Source organism: Amycolatopsis minnesotensis (genome assembly GCF_039529815.1).
GTDB lineage: Bacteria > Actinomycetota > Actinomycetes > Mycobacteriales > Pseudonocardiaceae > Amycolatopsis > Amycolatopsis minnesotensis.
Genome location: NZ_BAAANN010000015.1, coordinates 143,543 through 161,880, shown reverse-complemented (window position 1 = coordinate 161,880; position 18,338 = coordinate 143,543). Strand labels below are relative to the sequence as shown.

Annotated in this window: 14 protein-coding genes; 11 read left to right on the top strand and 3 right to left on the bottom strand. The window is 69.8% G+C overall.

The window, feature by feature from the left end; genetic code table 11:
• Positions 1 to 25 precede the first annotated feature (25 nt).
• The 5 genes from ABD256_RS20425 (at position 26) to ABD256_RS20405 (ending at position 6,610) form a co-directional block, all read left to right on the top strand.
• Positions 26 to 1,648 carry an MFS transporter gene (locus ABD256_RS20425; protein WP_344420898.1) on the top strand — a complete coding sequence of 541 codons (1,623 nt, stop codon included), beginning with the start codon at positions 26 to 28 and terminating at the stop codon, positions 1,646 to 1,648.
• Positions 1,649 to 1,676: 28 nt separating this feature from the next.
• Positions 1,677 to 2,735, top strand: a complete 1,059-nt coding sequence (locus ABD256_RS20420) for a MupA/Atu3671 family FMN-dependent luciferase-like monooxygenase (RefSeq protein ID WP_344420895.1) — start codon at positions 1,677 to 1,679, stop codon at positions 2,733 to 2,735.
• Between the two features lie 521 nt (positions 2,736 to 3,256).
• Positions 3,257 to 4,144 (top strand): carbohydrate-binding protein, encoded by an 888-nt coding sequence (locus ABD256_RS20415; protein WP_344420892.1) that lies wholly within the window; start codon positions 3,257 to 3,259, stop codon positions 4,142 to 4,144.
• Positions 4,145 to 4,219: 75 nt separating this feature from the next.
• The gene (locus ABD256_RS20410) at positions 4,220 to 5,080 is read left to right on the top strand and encodes a p-hydroxycinnamoyl CoA hydratase/lyase (RefSeq protein WP_344420889.1); all 861 of its coding nucleotides are present in this window, start codon (positions 4,220 to 4,222) and stop codon (positions 5,078 to 5,080) included.
• Between the two features lie 33 nt (positions 5,081 to 5,113).
• Positions 5,114 to 6,610: an acyl-CoA synthetase gene (locus ABD256_RS20405; RefSeq protein ID WP_344420886.1), complete on the top strand. Its 1,497-nt coding sequence runs from the start codon at positions 5,114 to 5,116 to the stop codon at positions 6,608 to 6,610.
• A gap of 13 nt (positions 6,611 to 6,623) precedes the next feature.
• Here ABD256_RS20405 and ABD256_RS20400 read toward each other — a convergent pair whose 3' ends face one another.
• On the bottom strand, positions 6,624 to 7,118 hold the full coding sequence (locus ABD256_RS20400) for a MarR family winged helix-turn-helix transcriptional regulator (RefSeq protein ID WP_425546479.1): 495 nt from the start codon (positions 7,116 to 7,118) through the stop codon (positions 6,624 to 6,626).
• 27 nt (positions 7,119 to 7,145) lie between these two features.
• Positions 7,146 to 8,705 (bottom strand): nitrilase-related carbon-nitrogen hydrolase, encoded by a 1,560-nt coding sequence (locus ABD256_RS20395; protein WP_344420880.1) that lies wholly within the window; start codon positions 8,703 to 8,705, stop codon positions 7,146 to 7,148.
• Between the two features lie 109 nt (positions 8,706 to 8,814).
• On the opposite strand from ABD256_RS20395, the gene ABD256_RS20390 reads away from it, so the two are divergent.
• On the top strand, positions 8,815 to 9,252 hold the full coding sequence (locus tag ABD256_RS20390) for a MarR family winged helix-turn-helix transcriptional regulator (RefSeq protein ID WP_344420877.1): 438 nt from the start codon (positions 8,815 to 8,817) through the stop codon (positions 9,250 to 9,252).
• A gap of 29 nt (positions 9,253 to 9,281) precedes the next feature.
• On the opposite strand, the gene ABD256_RS20385 is transcribed toward ABD256_RS20390, so the two are convergent.
• On the bottom strand, positions 9,282 to 11,720 hold the full coding sequence (locus ABD256_RS20385) for a phosphocholine-specific phospholipase C (protein WP_344420874.1): 2,439 nt from the start codon (positions 11,718 to 11,720) through the stop codon (positions 9,282 to 9,284).
• A 377-nt stretch (positions 11,721 to 12,097) separates the two neighbouring features.
• Between ABD256_RS20385 and ABD256_RS20380 the strand changes: the two genes are divergently transcribed.
• From ABD256_RS20380 to ABD256_RS20360, 5 genes are all read left to right on the top strand, one after another.
• Positions 12,098 to 13,855 carry an RICIN domain-containing protein gene (locus ABD256_RS20380; RefSeq protein WP_344420871.1) on the top strand — a complete coding sequence of 586 codons (1,758 nt, stop codon included), beginning with the start codon at positions 12,098 to 12,100 and terminating at the stop codon, positions 13,853 to 13,855.
• 324 nt (positions 13,856 to 14,179) lie between these two features.
• On the top strand, positions 14,180 to 15,991 hold the full coding sequence (locus tag ABD256_RS20375; RefSeq protein WP_344420868.1) for an APC family permease: 1,812 nt from the start codon (positions 14,180 to 14,182) through the stop codon (positions 15,989 to 15,991).
• A 42-nt stretch (positions 15,992 to 16,033) separates the two neighbouring features.
• Complete coding sequence (locus ABD256_RS20370) at positions 16,034 to 16,378, top strand: PadR family transcriptional regulator (protein WP_344420865.1); 345 nt, start codon at positions 16,034 to 16,036, stop codon at positions 16,376 to 16,378.
• Positions 16,375 to 17,349, top strand: coding sequence for a hypothetical protein (locus tag ABD256_RS20365; protein WP_344420863.1), 975 nt, complete (start codon positions 16,375 to 16,377; stop codon positions 17,347 to 17,349). The genes ABD256_RS20370 and ABD256_RS20365 overlap by 4 nt, the downstream gene beginning before the upstream one ends.
• A 70-nt stretch (positions 17,350 to 17,419) precedes the next feature.
• Entirely contained in the window at positions 17,420 to 18,316 is an 897-nt protein-coding gene (locus ABD256_RS20360) for a hypothetical protein (protein WP_344420861.1), read from the top strand.
• Positions 18,317 to 18,338 lie beyond the last annotated feature (22 nt).

Here is an 18,338-nt window from a genome sequence, read left to right as displayed (position 1 = left end):
CGCGTCCATCGAGGAGGTCGGCCCTGTGAAGAAGTCACACAGCCCGTGGCTGGTGTTGAGCGTGCTCTGCCTGGGGCAGGCGGTCGCGCTGATGGACACCACCGTGGTCAACGTCGCCATCCCGGCGATGATGCACGGGCTCGACGCCAACCTCGACCAGATCCTGTGGGTGGTCAACGGGTACGTGCTGACCTACGCCGTGCTGCTGGTGACCTGCGGCCGCCTCGGCGACCTGTACGGGCAGAAGGCGACCTTCCTGGCCGGGCTCGGGGTGTTCACGATCAGCTCCGCGCTGTGCGGGCTCGCCCAGAACCCCACCCAGCTGATCATCGCGCGGCTGTTGCAGGGCATCGGCGGCGCGATGCTCACCCCGCAGTCGCTCGCCGTGGTGTCCAAGGTCTTCCCCGCGGAGAAGCGCGGCGCGGCGCTCGGTATCTGGGGCGCGTTCGCCGGGGGTGCGGCGGCGATCGGCCCGTCCTTGGGCGGGCTGATCGTCTCCTCCCTCGACTGGCGCTGGGTGTTCTTCATCAACGTGCCGATCGGGCTGGCCGCCATCGTGCTCGGCGCGATCGTCGTGCCGGACCTGCGCGGCGGGCCGCGCCGCAAGCTCGACCTGCTCGGCACCACGGTGCTCACCGCGGGCCTCACCCTGCTCGTGTTCGGGTTCATCGAAGGGCCGCCGCACCAGTGGGGGGCGTTGTGGGGCCCCATATCGGTTCCCGTGGTGCTGGTGCTCGGCGTCGTCGTGCTCGCGGTGTTCGCGGTGCTGGAAGGCAGGCGGCAGGGCCGGGATCCGCTGGTGCCGTTCGAAATCATCCGCCAGCGCAACTTCGCGCTGATGGCCGTGGTGGTCGTGGCGCTGCCGTGCGGGCTCGGCGCGATGCTGCTGCTGACCACGATCCACCTGCAGTCCGCGGTCGGCATGAGCCCGGTGGCCGCGGGGCTGACCATCGCCGTGGCACCACTGGTTTCCACCGCGTTCGCACCCTACGCTGGCCGCTGCATCGACCGGTTCGGCGGCAAGTACGTGATGTTCGCGGGCTTCGCCCTCTTCGCGGTGGGGATCGCCTACCTGGCGCTTGCCGCGCAACCGGACTCGACGTGGCTCAGCATGCTTCCCGGTCTCGTCGTCGTCGGCATCGGCATGGGCGTGGTGTTCTCACCGCCCGCCGCGATCGCCATGCACGACATCGAACCGTCCATGTCCGGGGCGGCGTCCGGCCTGTTCAACATGATGCGACTCTGCGGCAGCGTGCTGGGTGGCGCGCTGGTCGGCGCGCTGCTGCAGGCCAGGTTGGCGGTGTCGCTCGCCGACGCCGCACAGGGCGCGGCGGGCGTGCTGCCCGCGCAGTACCGCCAGCCGTTCATCGACGTGTTCACCGCCACGGCCAGCCCCGACCTGGCGGCCGCGCGCATCGAAACGACAGGCGCGTTCGCGGGCGCGCCGCGCGAACTACTGGATTCCGCGCGCGGCAAGGCCGTCCGCGAAGGCGTCACGGACGCGGTCCGGTTCAGCTACCTGCTGCCGGTGGGCGTCCTCTTCGCGGGTGCGCTCGGCACCCTCGCCGTGCGGGGGCACACGAAGCGCGGGCGCACGGCTTCGCCCGAATCCGCCCCGGAACTCGCCGACAAACCCGGCCGGTCCTGAGCCGCCGCCCTCGAATGGAGTGCACACCATGGATTTCAGCCTTTTCTACTTCGCCAACGGCGACGCGTCGGACCAGCAGCGGTACCGGCTGTTGCTCGACGGCGCCCGCTTCGCCGACGAGCACGGGTTCGCCGCGGTGTGGACGCCGGAGCGGCACTTCCACGAGTTCGGCGGGCTGTACCCGAACCCGGCCGTGACGAGCGCCGCGGTGGCCGCGGTGACCAGCCGCATCGGCATCCGCGCCGGCAGTGTGGTCGGGCCGCTGCACCACCCGGTGCGGATCGCCGAGGAATGGTCCGTTGTGGACAATCTGTCCGCGGGGCGGGTCGGGCTGTCGTTCGCCTCCGGCTGGCACGCGGTGGACTTCGTGCTGCGCCCGGAGAACTACGCCGACCGCCGCGACATCGTCCGCGACACGATCAAGACCGTGAAAAGCCTGTGGCGCGGCGAAACCGTGGAATTCCCCGACGGAACCGGTGAGCGGGCGGGGGTCCGCGTCTTCCCGTCCCCGGTGCGGGCGGACCTGCCGGTGTGGCTCACCAGCGCGGGCAGCCCGGAGACGTTCCGCGCCGCGGGGGAACTCGGCGTCGGCGTGCTCACCCACCTGCTCGGCCAGGACCTGGACGACCTGGCGAAGAAGATCGCCGAATACCGCCGCGCGTACGCCGAACACCACGTGGCCGACGGTGGAACCGGCCACGTGGCGCTGATGCTCCACACCTTTCTCGGCGACGATCGCGCGAAGGTCCGCGACATCGTGCACGACCCGTTCTGCGACTACCTGCGCAGCTCGATCGGGCTGATCGCCCGCGCCTCCGGCGACATCCTGCCCGACGTCAAGCCGGAGGACCTCGATCCCGAGGACGTGGAATTCCTGGTCGAGCACTCCTTCGACCGGTACTTCGACACCGGCGGGCTGTTCGGCACCGTCGACGACGGAATGCGCGTGCTGGACCGGCTCTCCGCCGTCGGCATCGACGACATCGCCTGCCTCATCGATTTCGTCGCCGACACCGATGCCGTCCTCGGCGGCCTCGACCACCTGGCCACCCTGCGCGACCGCTGGGAAGACGCCGGACACCGCTGAGCCCAGGTCCATGCCCCGAAGGCCACCTTCGGGGAATCTGACGCCGCGTTCTCGCCCCTCGTGGCGCGGGGCATCAGCAGCCCCGGAGCAGCGGAGGCCCCACGAAGGCCATTTTCGGGGCACGAGCGCGGAAACGAGAAAGAGACGCGAGCTGCGAAACCCCGGCACATGCCCGCAAGGACGCCTTCACGGCCCCTGACGCCACGTTCCCGGCCCTCACAGCGCAGTGCATGGTGCCGCGGATGCCCTGAAGGCCACCTTCGGGGAATGCGCAGCGGACCCCACCTTGGCCGCTACAGGAGCATCCTTCAGGGCATCAATTCCCCCAAGCACCCCCAAGTGCCCCCCAGGGCATGAACGCCGCCGCCGCGACCAAGGTAGGGCAATCCACTGATTCCCGCCGAAAGTCGGTGCCCCGCAACGGAAACCCCGCTCTACCATCGGTTTCCCCGCGGCCGGATGCTCTCCCCACTCCCCCACCGTCCGCGCGTTTCCTTCGCTGAGCACGAGGAGATGCCCCGATGCGGAAACTGTTCGCCGTACTCTGTGCCGCCCTGGTGGCCACGACCGTCGTCGTCGCCGGGGCCGCGCCCGCTTCCGCCGCACCGGCCGGGGTGGTACCCGGACTGACCGGCGACGCCGCGAAGGCCGCCGCGGGGCCCGCGGCCGACCGGTTCCTCCAGTTGCGCCGCGAACAGGCCGGAAAGGCCGCCGCGCCAAGGATCGCGGCGCAGAAGCACACCTTCTGGGGTCCCGAGCCACAGCTTTCCAGCGGCGCGGACGGCCTCGTCGTGACGCACAGCATCACCCCGAACCTGCGGATCTCGAACCAGGCCGACGTGGTGTACGCGCCAACCGTGAAGCCGACCGGGCATTCCTGCATCGAGGTCGTCACCGCGTACGGACTGGGCCAGGGCGCTCAGGTCTGGGCATGGGACTGGTGCAAATCGGTTTCGCCGGCCAAGGTCGTGCCGATCGACAGCTCGTTCCTCGCCGCCTACACCAGCACCGTGAACGGGCACCCCGCCTACACGGTGCAGGAGGTCCGGACCAATTCGTCGGCAAACGGCTGGACCGCGTCGCTCTACAACGTGAAGACCGGTTCGTGGGACACGCTGTTCACGCAGAGCGGCACCGACCAGAGCGCCCTCAGCGAGGGCTGGGACATCTTCGAGCTGTATTCGACGCGCAATCCCGCGACCGGCAACGCGTACTACTGCGCCGACGCGCGGGGCGCGGTGTTCGAGTCCAGTTCGCTGAAGCTGCGCATCGGCGGGCAGTGGTCGGCGGCGACGCCGTCGAACTCGCCGCTGCGGCCCACCGCGAACCCGCGCCCCGCCGACTACGACTGCTCGACATTGAAGTTCGAAGTGCCCTCGCCGAACAGCAACTGGCGGGTCACCGTCTGAGCCCCGCCGTTGACGTCCCGCCGCGCGCCTTGCTACAAGTAGATCAGGGTTCCTGATATCTACGTGAGGTGGCGGATGAGCGCAGCGGTCAGCGACGGCGCACCGGCGGAGCCCTGGGGCGACACGGTCCTGGTCGAGTTCGACGAGGGCATCGCCTGGGTGAGCCTGAACCGCCCGGACAAGCGCAACGCGATGAACCCGGCGCTCAACGACGAGATGGTCCGCGTGCTCGACCACCTCGAAGGCGACGAGCGGTGCCGGGTGCTGGTGCTCACCGGCGCGGGCGAGTCGTTCTCCGCCGGTATGGACCTCAAGGAGTACTTCCGGGAGGTCGACGCGACCGGCAGCACGGCGGTGCGGATCAAGGTGCGGCGCGCGAGCGCGGAATGGCAGTGGAAGCGGCTCGCGAACTGGAGCAAGCCGACCATCGCGATGGTCAACGGCTGGTGCTTCGGCGGGGCGTTCACCCCGCTGGTGGCGTGCGATCTGGCGTTCGCCGACGAGGAAGCGCGGTTCGGGCTGTCAGAGGTGAACTGGGGCATCCCGCCGGGCGGGGTGGTCAGCCGCGCGCTGGCGGCGACGGTCAGCCAGCGGGACGCGCTGTTCTTCATCATGACCGGAGAACCGTTCGACGGCCGCACGGCGGCGCGGATGCGGCTGGTCAACGAGGCCGTGCCCGCGGACCGGTTGCGGGCACGGACCAGGGAGGTGGCACTGAAGCTGGCGTCGATGAACCAGGTCGTGCTGCACTCGGCGAAGGTCGGGTACAAGATCGCCGCGGAAATGCCGTGGGACCAGGCCGAGGACTACCTCTACGCGAAGCTGGACCAGTCCCAGTTCGCCGACCAGGCGGGGTCACGGGCCAAGGGGCTGTCGCAGTTCCTCGACGAGAAGGCCTACCGCCCTGGTCTCGGCGCCTTCGATCCGGAAAGGTAGACCGCCGCCGAGGTCCGCGAAAGGTCGAAGCCGTTGCGCAACGAAGGTCTGGGGTCCTGGCCGGCCAGGCGGGCCAGGATGACCCCGCACGCGGTCGCCGTCCGGCACGACGGCCGCGCCCTCACCTACGCGCGGCTCCACGAGCGCGTGACCCGGCTGGCGCACGGTTTGTCCGCGACCGGGGTGCGCACCGGGGACCGCGTCGCGTACCTTGGCCCGAACCACCCCGTCTACCTGGAGGCGCTGTTCGCCTGCGGCGTGCTGGGCGCGGTGTTCGTCCCGGTCAGCTTCCGGCTCAGCGCACCGGAAATCGACCACGTGCTGACCGACTCCGGCGCCATCGTCCTGATCCACACCGAGGAGCACGGCACGACCGTCGGCGAACTCGCCGCGGGGCGGCACCTCCGGCGGATCGGGGTGGGCGACGGATACGAAGACCTGCTCGCTGTCGCGGCGCCAGAGGGCACCGACGCGCCGGTGGGACTCGAAGACCCGTGCCTGATCATGTACACCTCCGGCAGCACCGGCCGTCCCAAGGGGGCGGTGCTGACGCACGGCAACCTCACCTGGAACAGCGTCAACGTACTGGTGGAGAACGACATCCGCGCCGACGAACGCGCGCTGGTCGCGTCGCCGCTGTTCCACACCGCCGCACTGGGCATGATCTGCCTGCCCACCCTGCTCAAGGGCGGCACCGTCATCCTGCACTCCGCGTTCGACGCCGGCGCGGCGCTGGAGGCGATCGAACGGGACCGGGTGACGCTCATGTTCGGGGTACCGGCGATGTTCGACGCCATCGCCGCGCACGCGCGGTGGCCAGAGGCGGATCTGTCGAGCGTGCGGGCACTGCTGTGCGGCGGGGCGCCGGTACCGATCGGCACCATCCGCCGCTACCTCGATCGCGGCCTGAGTTTCGTGCAGGGCTACGGCATGACCGAAACCTCACCCGGCGCGCTGGTGCTCGACCGCGCGCACGCGCAGGCGAAGATCGGGTCCGCCGGGGTGCCCTCGTTCTTCACCGACGTGCGGGTCGTCTCCCCCGACGGCGAACGGGCGCCCGCCGGTGCGCACGGCGAGGTGATCGTCAGCGGGCCGAACGTGATGCGCGGCTACTGGGGCAAACCCGCCGAAACGACCGCGGTGCTGCGCGACGGCTGGTTCCATTCCGGCGATATCGCCACGGTCGACGACGACGGGTACTTCCACATCGTGGACCGCCTCAAGGACATGATCATTTCCGGTGGGGAGAACGTCTCCCCGGCCGAGGTCGAGCACGAGCTTTCCGCGTTCCCCGGGGTCGAGTCCTGCGCGGTGATCGGTGTCCCCGACGAAAAATGGGGCGAGGTGGGCAAAGCAGTGGTCGTCGCTGGGGCCGGCGCCGAGATCGGCGAGGAGGAACTGCTGGCGTTCCTGCGCCGCCGCCTGGCCGGGTACAAGGTCCCCAGGTCGGTGCGGTTCGTCGACGCCCTGCCGAGGACCGGATCGGGCAAGCTCCGGAAAGCCGAGATCCGCAAGCTCTACGGCGAATAGCAGAAGCGCTGCGCTAGCGGCGAGTGTCGGTTTCGGTGCGGCGGGTCTCGGAAAGGGTTGCCAGCGCGGAGATCCCGTGTTGCAGGCTCTTGCGGAACGCGGCTCGCCGCCCGGGACCGATTTCGTCGAGCAGCGCGCCCTCCAGTTCCAGGACCGCGGGGGCACACCTGGCGAGCAGCTCGGCCCCGCCCCCGGTCAGGCTGGCCAGCATGGCGCGCTTGTTGCCTTCCTTGACCTCGCGGACGATCAGCCCGCGCCGTTCCAGGGTCAGGACCATCTCGTGCATCGTCTGCGGCCGCAGGAACGATCGCCGCGCCAGCTGCGCCGAGGTGAGCGGGCCGCTGGTCTGCAACACCGTCAGCGCGGTGTACTGCAGCGTCGTCAGGCCGAGCTCGCGCAGCGCGTCGTCCATGAGCGCGCGGATCGCCAGCTCCAGCCGCTTGACCAGGTACAGCGTCAGCGGCGTCTCGGCGCCGGGCGGCTGTTCGTCGGTGCTCACGGCCGCCATCCTGTCACCTCGCCGCGTTCGAGGTGGTCACCGACGGGGTGCCGGGCGACGGACGATGGCGCCGAAGCCGATCAGGGCCAGCGTGCCCGCCAGGCACAGCCAGGCGAAGACGTCCCCGACGAGGCGGTAGGTCGTCGCGGTGCCCCTCGTCGGCACGTCGAGGATCCACAGGTCGTGGTCGACCGTGCTGTCCTGGGTCCCGAGCGTGCGTCCCTGGTAGTCGAATCCGGCCGACCAGCCGCTGAAGTCCTGCCGGACCAGCGAGTAGCCGTTCTCGATCGCGCGCAGGCTCGACATCTCGGTGTGCACCCGGCCGAACCGCGGCCAGTCGCCTCCCGGCACCAGCACGATGTCGGCGTTCACGTGCATCATGCCGGGGAAGTCGGCGTCGTAGCAGATCACGTTGGCGATTCGGCCGTAAGGCGTGCTCACCACGGGCACTACCCCGTCACCGGGCGGATAGCTCTCCAGTCCGGGAATCGGATGGGCCTTCTCGTAGGTCCACGCGATCGTGCCATCCGGGGTGATGAGATGCGTCTCGTCCAGGCCGTAGCCGGGGTCCGGTAGGTGGACGTTGTCCGCGACGAGCAGGTAGACGCGCTCCTGCCGGGCGACGGTCTGCGCGGTGGACAGGAACGCGGGTTTGCCCGCCGCGGAGACCCTGGCCGCGTTCTCCGACCATACGACGATCTTCGCGCCGGCCCTGGCCGCTCGCCGGGTGTTGTCGAACAGACCGTCGATCACCGCGGTCGATTCCACCCGCACGGTGTCCGGGTCGAACCGCGGGACGGCGGTGGGATCGAAACCGGGCAGGCCGAGTGCCCTCATCTCGGCACCAAGGGTGACCATGCTCGGGTTGAGACCGGCGATCCGCACCGTTTGGGTTGTGGGCGCCGGGAAGAACGCCAGTCGCGCCGAGCCACCTCCGATGACGACGGCGAGCACGGCCGCGTAGACCGCGAGCACGCGAGCCGTGCGCCTGGATCGCGGACGCTGCCACGCGTGGTTCACCGCGGTGGCGAGGGCGCCGATGAAGAACCCGATGGCGTAGGGACCCGTCAACGAGATCATCTGCAGCAGCGCCGGGTTGCTCTGCTGGGTGTCGGCGAGCAGGCCGTACGCCGTGCCGAACGGACCGAACCTGCCCAGCAGGAATTCGCAGGCGGTCAACGCCATCGGGAACAGCAGCAGGCCCGCGGCCACCCCCAGCCGCGGCGCGAGCAGCCGGTCCACCAGGTAGGGCACGGCCAGCACCGTGCCGAACGCGAGGCCGCCCAGCGCCACCAGGCCCGTCAGCGGGACGGCCACCTGCCACATCCAGAACAGGACCGTCCCCACGGAGACCAGCCAGACCAGGCCGATCCCGGCGACCGGACGGCTGGTCCGGGAGAAGCGCAGGAGAAAGATCGAGAAAAGCCATGCGGCCAACGGGATTCCCCATGGGCCGTTCACCGCGAACAGCGAGAGGGCCGCGCCGAGGACCAGCCAGAGGTAGCGCCGCCGATCAGCCGCCCGCGTACCCGATACCGGTTCCTCCGGAGCGGGATCAGCACTGTCCGGCTGGCGCGTGCCGGCGTCCGTGGTCATCGAGGTCTCCTGGGCCGGTCTCGCAGATACTTGGACTTTCAAACTGTTTGTAGCCTCACCCAAATACTTTGAGTTGTCAAGTATTGGATAGTCCAAGTAATATGCGGGCATGGCAGAGCGCGCGGATGCGGACGAGTCCCTCGTCTACGAAGTCCTGGACCTGGTTTTCACCTTGACCGATCAGACCAACGCCCTGCTCGCCGACACCCTCGGCGATTTGGAGCTGACCTCTGTGCAGGCGAAAGCGCTGTGGCAGATCGAGCCGTCCGCTGCCCCGACCATGCGCCGGCTCGCCGCCAGCCTGCACTGCGATCCGTCCACGGTGACCTTCATCGCCGATCGCCTCCAGGACAAGGACCTGATCACCAGGGAGAGCGATCCCGCGAACCGCCGGGCCAAGATCGTGACCCTCACCGAACGCGGACTCGCGACACGGCGCCGGCTCGCCACGGCCATGGTCACCAAATCGCAGGTCAGCCAGCTCAGTCCGGCCGAACAGCGCCAGCTCAAACGGTTGCTGGCCAAGGCCGTGCACACCACGGGGTGACGGCCTTCGGGGACGCGCACCTCAGGGATTCACCAGCCGACGGGGATCACCTCGGCCGCGGTCGCCCACGGCCTCCCACCGTCCACTACGGACAGCGCGCGCAACCGGACGTACCTGGCCCGCGTCGGCGCGCAGGGGATCATTCCCGCACGGGTGCCTCCGGCGAAGGCGCCGGTGGCAGGCGCCGGCCACGTGCGGCCGTCGGTGGAGAAGGACAGCTCGTAGCCCCCGCCGGCGCCGTCCTGACGAGACGGGTAGCGCACTCCCGTGACGGTGCGGACGGACCCGAGGTCCAGCCGGATCTCCTGCGGGGAAGCCGCGGCCGTGGCGGACCTGGCGACGGTGCTCGACAGGTCGCGGGAGCCGATGGCCGGGTCCGTGGTGTTCTCCGCGCCGTTTTCCCCGTGCCCCGCGAAATGGCGGGTGAAGCCGTCGGCGGTGTCCGCGGTCGCGGTGAGGTCGTACCAGCCGTCGAGCGCGCCACCGACGTCAAACGAGTCCGATGTGGACTTCCCAGGGGCCAGTTCGTACCGCCACGGCCCGTCGGCCCGGTTGCCCGCGGCGACCGTGATCGTGCAGACCCTGTCACCGTCGTTCCGCATGGCGAGCGAGACGGTCCGGGTGTCCGCGGTGTAGGTCAGCGTCACCTCGGGATTCGCGTTGCCCGAGGTGGTGGCCGTGATCCGGTTGCCGCTGAAGCGGCGGACGAACCCGTTCGGCCCCAGCACGTTCAGGTCGTAGGCCCCGTCGGGATCGCCGACCTTCCAGTAGTCCGAAAGCGACTTCCCCTGCTCGACGGTGTACCGCCAGGGCCCGTCTGACCGGAATGCCTTCGCGTAGACGTAGAAGTGCGCACCGGCGGAACCCTGGTTCGCGAAGTCGAGGAGGAGCTGCTCGGGGGTGACCCTCGCCGAAACCGCGAGGTCGTAGGGCAGCGGGCGGGCCGTACGGACACCGGGTTCCTGCACCGGCATCCGCTGGTCCGAGGGCGGCTTCGGATCGGTGCTGTCGGGTCCCGTGGTCGGGACGGGATCCGGGAGGTCCGGATACGTGCCGGTGGACCCGAAGTCGAATGCGCTCGTGAGATCCCCGCAGACGGCGCGGCGCCACGGCGAGATGTTCGGCTCCGCCACGCCCGTCCAGGTCTCCAGCAACCGGAGCACGGACGTGTGGTCGAACACCTGCGAGCAGACCTTCCCGCCGCGGCTCCACGGCGAGACGACGATCATCGGGACGCGGTTGCCGAGCCCGATCGGGATGCCGTCGGCCATCTCCACCTCGACGTCCACAGTGGACTTTCCGTCGTCGCTCGTGACCGGGGGAACCGGCGGCGGGACGTGATCGAAGAAGCCGTCGTTCTCGTCGTAGGTCAGCAGGAAGAGCGTCTTGTTCCAAACGGACACGTCGGAGGCGAGCGCGTCGAGGATGTCCTTGACCAGGTCCGCGCCCGTGTTCGGCCCCCACTGCGGGTGCTCGCACTGCTTTTCCGGTGCCACGATCCAGGAAACGGCGGGCAGCCTGCCCGCCGCGACGTCGGCGCGGAACGACGGGGCGAGCTGGTCCGGTGCCACCCTGGCCAGCGCCCGGTCGTAGATCCGGCGCTCGGCGCCGGTCAGGCTCCGCACGCCCTGGTCCAGTTGCGCGAGCAGGGTCTTCCGCCGGTCGGCGTCCGCGGCCAGCACGTCGTAGTAGAAGTATTCGACCTTGGTGTAGGGCTTCCCCGCGTCGTCGACGGTCTTCGCGAGCGCCTTCTTGCCGACGGCCATGATCGAGGTGAAGTAGTCGAGCGAGTTGTCGCCGTAGTTGTCCCATTCCTGGTACACCTGCCAGGACTTCCCGGCCGCCTCCAGCCGTTCGGCGTAGGTCGTCCACGAGTAGCCGGGATGCTTGGGGTTCTGCCAGGAGTCGTTGCCCACCGCGCGTTTTCCGGTCAGCGGCTCGTCTCCGAGCATGCCGGAGAACAGGTAGAACCGGTTCGGGTTGGTCGGCCCGAGTTCGGAGCAGTGGTAGGCGTCGCAGAGGGTGAACGCATCGGCCAGTGCGTGGTAGAAGGGCAGCGAGGCCCGGTCGAGGTAGGTCATGGTCCGTGCGGACTTCTGCCCGACCCAGTCGTCGTAGCGGCCGTTGTGCCACGCCGCGTGCCCGGTTTCCCGGTCGTGCGGCGTCCCCGTCATGAACTGGTCGTCGACGCGGTAGGGCAGCACGTACGACGAGCCGTCGGGCTGGCGGAACACCGGCTCACCGCCGGGCAGGGTGATCGCGGCCGGATCGCTGAACCCGCGAGTCCCGCGGTAGGTGCCGAAGTAGTGGTCGAAGGCGCGGTTCTCCTGCATGAAGATCACCACGTGTTCGATCCCGTCGAGCCCGCCCTCCGGCATGGCCAGTGCCAGCGCGTCGCGCACGCTTACCGGGAGCAGCGCGACCCCGGACAGCGCCGCGGCGCCCTTCAACAGGTCACGTCGCTTCATGCCGCCTCCCAGGCTGCGGATCGGGCTTTCGCCGGATGATTGGCCCCTGCTGCTCGAAAGTCAATCCATTCGAGCACAACCGCCTACAAAAGTCGTACCTTCGCGCAGATTTCCACCAGTGGGCGCACCCCCGAGTCGACGAGCGCGGGTCGTGTGCGCGGGTCGTGTGCACAGGTCGTGTGCACTCTGAAGGATGCTCCTGCAGAGGTCGCCCGCGTTCCCCGGACGGGGGCCGTGGAGGGAATCTGACGCCGCAAAGGCGCCCCTCAGGGATTAACCACAACTGTTCGATCATGTTCACAAGTGTTGACTTTCGAGCAACTTCTGTCAGATAGTGACTCTGTCCCGGTTCGACCACGCGAAGGGGCGGATCAGCCGTGCCACGTTCGAGCAAGACCCTCGTCGCCGCCGTCGTCGCGGCCGCCTTCCTGGCACCGGCCACCGCCTCGGCGGCCGAGTCCCCCTATTCGATCTCGATCGGGTCCACGGCGCCGTACGCGCATCCCACCGACACCCCGGCGGGAGCGTTCGTCGACAAGGACGGCACCTTCTACTTCCAGCAGTCCGCCGCCCTCTACGGCGCCGACCAGCCGCGGGAGTGGGAGTTCTACACCGGGGCCGACTTCGACTCGGCGAAGCGCTCGAGCGAGCTGAGCGACGCGGTGAACCCGGCCGAACCGCGCGACCGCAACAACGACACCACCTGGCGGTGCAACACCAGTCCCACCGGCAAGGAGGCGACCCCGCCGCCTGCGGGCTCCGGCTACTCGCAGAAGAACTTCTGCGACCTCGTCGGCACCTGGGTCGATCCGGACACCGGCGACTGGCACGGCCTGGTGCACAACGAGTTCACGCCAGAGCCGTTCGGCAAGCCGTCGTTCTCCCACTACGACTCGATCGACTGGGCCGTTTCCACCGACCAAGGCCACACCTGGACCATCGAGGGCCACGCGATCACGTCGCCGTACCGCACGAAGCGGGGCGACACCGCCGCGTTCCCGAACCAGACCTTCGACTACGGCGACGGCGATCCGCGGCTGTTCGCCGATCCGGCCTCCGGCTACTTCTACCTCTACTACGGTTCGCGGATCGTCCCGAAGGAGGGCACCGGCGGCAGCGCGGGCGGCCTCGCGCACGTGGCGCGGGCGCCGATGTCGGGCAAGCTCGCCGGTGGCACCTGGTCGAAGTGGTACGACGGCGCCTGGTCCCAGCCCGGCCTCGGCGGCAAGGAAAGCAACCTGGTCCCGGTGACCACGGCCGATCCCGGCGGCTACACGAAACCGGCCGACGACTACGACCCCGCGAACACCGGCAGCGTCGACCAGCAGGTCGCGGCGGGCGAACTACCCGCGAAATCGGACCTGTTCGTGATGAACATCGCCTACGACGCCCACCTCGGGCTCTACCTCGGCGAACCCGAGGTCGTGTCCGGGACGCAGCCGCAGAAGTTCTACGTGACCGACGACCTCGCCACGCAGAAGTGGCGCCTCATCGGCGACTCGGGCGCCTACAGGTCCGGCTCCTGGTACCGCTGGTTCCTCGACGGTGCCAACAAGACCGGTTCCACCATCGTCGGCAAGACCTTCCGCTCGTACTGCTCCATCGCCTGCGCCGGCTCCGACGGCGAGTACGCGAACGTCACCGTCACCTCCAGCACCCCGGCGCCCGCACCGGTCGATCCGGCGCGGGCCTACCGGATCGGCACCGAAGCGGGACGCGTACTGGCCCAGGTGCCCGGTACCAGGGAAACGACCTCGACCGCGAAGGGCGTTCTCGACGGCTGGAAGTTCTCCGCGAACGGGGACGGCTCGTTCCGGATCACCAACGCCCGTACCGGACAGGCCCTCGGCGTGGGAACGTCGACGACGAACCGCGCGTGGGGCACCCGGCCCACGGTGTCCACACCGGACACCACCGCGGGCCAGCAGTGGTTCGTGGTGTCAGTCAAGGGAACCCACGGCGGGTTCCGGCTGATCAACCGCTACAGCGGCCTCGCGCTGGGCCTGTCCGCCACCGCGGGCCGCCTCGCCGAAACCACGCCGGTCCGGAGCTGGACCGACGGTTCCGGCAGCGCGGTCGGCGGCTCCCGCACGGCGGCCGAACAGACCGTCAGCTTCACCCCGGCCCGGCGGTAGCGCCGGTCTCAAGCCGCTGCGGCGGCTCAATAACGATGAAGGTAGGTGGTACCCGGCGAAACCGGATACGCCCGCTGGTACGTCGAACTGGAAGAACAGCACCATCTGCCGCAGGAGCACCGTATCGCTCGACGGGTCCAGTGGGTTTCAGCGCCCATCCGAAGCTGCCGGGTCAAAGACACATCAAGGTTTCCGGTCCTGCCGTCGTGACGGCGGTAAGAAACGGTCACGTCCCTGTGCGCGACGGTGCACTGGACGCGTGCGGATGACCGAACCACCCAGCGCCCCGAAAACTCCACAGTGGACATTCACGGTGCGCGTGCCGTGACCACCACGATCCACCCTCCCGAGTCCGAAGCACCGGCGCGGGCGAGTCGCGGTGAGCGGCACCGGCTGACGGTCGTCGGCGGGCTCGCCGCGCTGTCGCTCGACGCGATGGCATCCGTCGCGTACGGCCCCGAGGCGATCGTGCTGGTGCTCGCGCTGGCAGGCGGCACCGGTCTCGGGTTCACGCTGCCGGTCACGCTCTCCATCGCGACGCTGCTCGTCGTGCTCACCGCGTCCTACCGGCAGGTGATCGCCGCGTTCCCCGATGGCGGTGGCGCGTACGGCGTGGCACGGCGCTACCTCGGCAGGCGCGCATCGCTCGCGGCGGGAGCCTCGCTGATCATCGACTACGTGCTCAACGTCGCGGTGTCCGTCGCGGCAGGCGTGGCCGCGCTGACCTCCGCCTTTCCCGTGCTGCTCCCCGGCACGGTGTGGCTGTGCCTCGGCGTGCTGGCCGTGCTCACCGCGATCAACCTGCGCGGCATCGCGCACAGCGCGCGGGCGTTCGTGCTGCCCACCGTCGTCTACGTCGGCGCGATCGTCGTGGTCGTGCTCGCCGGGCTGGTCCGCAGCGAGCCCGCGATCGATCCGAACACCGCCGCCCAGCAGGCAGGCACGCTGCAGAGCGTCGGGATCCTGTTGCTGCTCAAGGCGTTCGCCAACGGCTGCGCCGCGCTGACCGGGGTCGAGGCGATCGCCAACGCGGTGCCCTCGTTCCGGAAACCGCGGGTGCGCCGGGCACAGACCGCGGAGCTGGTGCTCGGCGGCCTGCTCGCGGTGATGCTGATCGGGATCGCCGCGCTGATCGAGAAGTTCGCGATCCGCCCGGTGCCGGGTGTCACCGTGCTGTCGCAGGTCACCGAGGCGTCGCTCGGCGACGGGTTCGGCTACTACCTCGTCCAGTTCGCCACCGTCGTGCTGCTGGCGCTGGCGGCCAACACCTCGTTCGGCGGGCTGCCCGTGCTCGCCCAGCTACTCGCGAAGGACAACAACCTGCCGCACGCGTTCGCCCTGCGCGCCGACCGCTCGGTGCACCGCCACGGCATCGCGTTCCTCACCGTCACCTCCGCCGCGCTGCTGGTGCTCGCCGACGGCCAGATGAACTCGCTGGTGCCGCTGTTCGCGATCGGGGTGTTCGTCGGGTTCACGCTGTCCCAGGTCGGGATGGTGCGCCACTGGATCGCCGACCGGCCCCGCGGTTGGGTGGGCAAGACCGCGCTCAACGGGTTCGGTGCGCTGCTCACCGGGATCGCCGCGATCGTGGTCACCGCGTCCAAGTTCGGTGAGGGCGGCTGGCTGATCGCGGTGGCGCTGCCGGTGCTCGTCCTGCTGATGGAGGCGGTGCACCGCTCCTACCAGCACATCGGCACCCGGCTCGAGCTCGGCCACCGGCCGACCCCGCCGCGCCCGGTCAAATCGCTCGTGGTGGTCCCGGTCGCGACGGTCTCCCGCCTCACCCGCGACGCGATCGCCGCCGGGCTGTCGCTCGGCGGCAAGGTGATCGCCGTGCACGTCGGCCACCCCGACGACGCGGAGCAGGCCGCGTTCCTCTCCGCGTGGGAGGACTGGGACCCCGGCGTCCCGATGGTCCGCCTCCACGACGAACGGCACCGGCTGGCGGCGCCGCTCGTCGAGTATCTCCAGGCGGTGCGCGATCTGCAGGTGTTCGTCCTCATCCCCGAGGTCGAGCCGGACCACGCGTGGCAGCGGGTGCTGCAGAACCAGCGCGGCGCGATCCTCGCGCACGCGCTGCGGCGACGCACGAACGTGATCGTCTGCCGGATGCGGTTCCGCACCCGTTCGACATAGCCAGGTTTGCCCAATATATTGGCTGCCATTATATTAGGTGACATGACTGATCGTGCGATGACCGAGCAGGCGTTCTTCGTGCTGACCGCGCTCGTCGACGGTCCGCGGCACGGTTACGGCATCGTCGGGGAGGTGGCGGAGCTGTCCGATGGCCGGGTTCCGCTCAAGGTCGGCACCCTGTACGGCGTGCTGGACCGGCTGGTCGGCGACGGGCTGGTGGCGCCGGACCGGGAAGAGGTGACCAACGGCAGGCTCCGGCGTTACTTCCGGCTGACCGAGCAGGGGCGGAACCGGCTGGCGCTGGAGGCGCAGCGGCTGCAGGCCAACGCTCGCGCGGCATCGGCCCGGTTGAAGGCATGGCGCGCGGCGGAAGCGGGGCCCGCATGAGCCGCATCGAAACCCGGTATCGCCGCCTGCTGCGGGTGCTGCCCGCCTACTACCGGCAGCAGTGGGAAGAGGACATGGTCGCCACCTTCCTCGACTCGGTCGCGCCCGGCGAGCGGGAGGACGAGCAGATCGTCGCCGAGTACGGGTGGCCGAGCGCGGCGGAGGCGCGGAGCGTGCTGGCCCTGGCCGCGCGGTTGCGGTTCGGCGGGACGGGCGCCCCGCGGCGTTACGCGCTCAGCGGCGCCGTGGTCCGGCGGTTCGCGCTGGCCGGGATGCTGTTCCACGCCGCGACGGCCATGACGACCCTGGTGCTCCGGCTCGCGTGGCCGCCGGAGGTGGTCAGGACCGCGCCGCCGGTGGAGATGGTGCTGAGGTTCCTGTGGCTACCGGCTTTCCTGGCGCTGGTGACCGGACGTCTCCGCGTCACCGCGACGGCGGCCGGGCTGGCGACGGCCGCCGCGGTGGTGGCGGCACTGACCACGACCGGACGTGGTTTCACCGCGCCGGAACTGGGTTTGCTCGTACTGGACGTGCTCCTCGTCGCCGCGGTCGCCGCGTTCCACCGTGACGCGCCGCCCGTGCGGCCCCGGCCGTGGCTGATCGCGCTGCCCGTGACAGCGGTGTGCGCGTTCGCGGTCGAGTACGCGGGCCTGCTCGGCGACGCCGGAGTCGCGAGCGCGCTCGTCTCCGCGGTGGGAGTGGCGTTCCTGTGCACGCGCCGCGTCTTCGCCTGGCGGCACGACCAAGCGGGATGGGCGCTCACGCTGGCGGTGCTGGCCCTGGCCGCACTCGGACTTCGCGTTCTCGCGCTGCCGCAGCTGGAGACCGCGGTGCCGGCGCGGTCCGCCCTGCTCACCGCCGGATACGGCGAAACCGTCGTCGCGTTCGTCGTCGCGGTGGTGCTGGCCGTCGTCGCGTACCGGTCGGTGGCAGGCCCGCGCGCGGTCACGTCCGGAACCTCGCCTGCCTGATCGGTGATCATCGGGATTTCATCGGCCCTCGCTACCCTCGCGCCGAGTCCATCGTCGAGAGGGAGACATCGTGGGTCCGAAATTCACCCCGCCCGCCTGGTTGCTGAAGGTGGCGGGTATCGCGGTCATCGCGACGACCGTGATCGCGCCCGCCGCGGCGCACGCCACGCCGCACGAGGCGTCGAGCGGAACGAGCGCCGAACCGGGCAAGCGCGTGTTCAACTCCATGCAGATCCTCTTCATCCCGGACCGCCCCGACATCTTCTGCACGATCGGCGCCGTCGGCACCGACAAGCAGGCGCGGAAGATCGCCATCTCGGCGGGGCACTGCATACAGGACAAGAGGTACGCCGACCGGGACCTGCCGGAGAACGTCCAGCCGGTCTACGACCGCAACGACGTCGGTTTCGGCCCCATCGGGTACGTGCGGTACTTCAAGGACCCGGAAGGGTCGACGGTGGGCCACGCGACCAAGGACTACATGATCATCGAGCTGGTGCCCGCGGTGACGCCGTCGTCGCAGGGGCCGTGGCTGAAGGAAGCGGGCCAGCTGGAGGTTCCCGACGGCCAGCCAAGCCCGAACGCGCTGAACCCGCCGCTGAACAACGAACGCCTGCTCGGCGCGGCGGCGAACAACAACAACGAGCTGGTGGTGTCGGGGCAGCTCGGTGTCTGGTACGGCCGGATCACCGCCAACACCAGCGGTATCTACCAGTCCTGGGCCAAGCACGAGGGCGGTGACTCCGGCGGCCCGGCGATCTGGCACGTGCCGGGCAGCGACTACCCCTCGGAGGGCAACGGCTTCAAGGCGACCGGCCCGTGGACCGGCATCACCAAGGCCAGGGCGCTGGGTGTCCCGCCGTACGTCTACACCAGCTCGGCGAACATCCTCGCTGACCTGCGTGCCCGCGACGCCGCGCACCCCGGCGTCTACGGCGCCGGCTTCCAGGTGACCGCCAACCCGTGAGAAGTGTCCACTTCGGACCCGG

Bases quoted from the DNA above. Each gene is read 5' to 3' on its own strand.
- ABD256_RS20365 (WP_344420863.1), top strand. From the start codon at position 16,375: ATGAGCCGCATCGAAACCCGGTATCGCCGCCTGCTGCGGGTGCTGCCC.
- ABD256_RS20370 (WP_344420865.1), top strand. From the start codon at position 16,034: ATGACTGATCGTGCGATGACCGAGCAGGCGTTCTTCGTGCTGACCGCG.
- ABD256_RS20390 (WP_344420877.1), top strand. From the start codon at position 8,815: ATGGCAGAGCGCGCGGATGCGGACGAGTCCCTCGTCTACGAAGTCCTG.
- ABD256_RS20385 (WP_344420874.1), bottom strand. From the start codon at position 11,720: ATGAAGCGACGTGACCTGTTGAAGGGCGCCGCGGCGCTGTCCGGGGTC.
- ABD256_RS20420 (WP_344420895.1), top strand. From the start codon at position 1,677: ATGGATTTCAGCCTTTTCTACTTCGCCAACGGCGACGCGTCGGACCAG.
- ABD256_RS20410 (WP_344420889.1), top strand. From the start codon at position 4,220: ATGAGCGCAGCGGTCAGCGACGGCGCACCGGCGGAGCCCTGGGGCGAC.
- ABD256_RS20415 (WP_344420892.1), top strand. From the start codon at position 3,257: ATGCGGAAACTGTTCGCCGTACTCTGTGCCGCCCTGGTGGCCACGACC.
- ABD256_RS20395 (WP_344420880.1), bottom strand. From the start codon at position 8,705: ATGACCACGGACGCCGGCACGCGCCAGCCGGACAGTGCTGATCCCGCT.
- ABD256_RS20400 (WP_425546479.1), bottom strand. From the start codon at position 7,118: ATGGCGGCCGTGAGCACCGACGAACAGCCGCCCGGCGCCGAGACGCCG.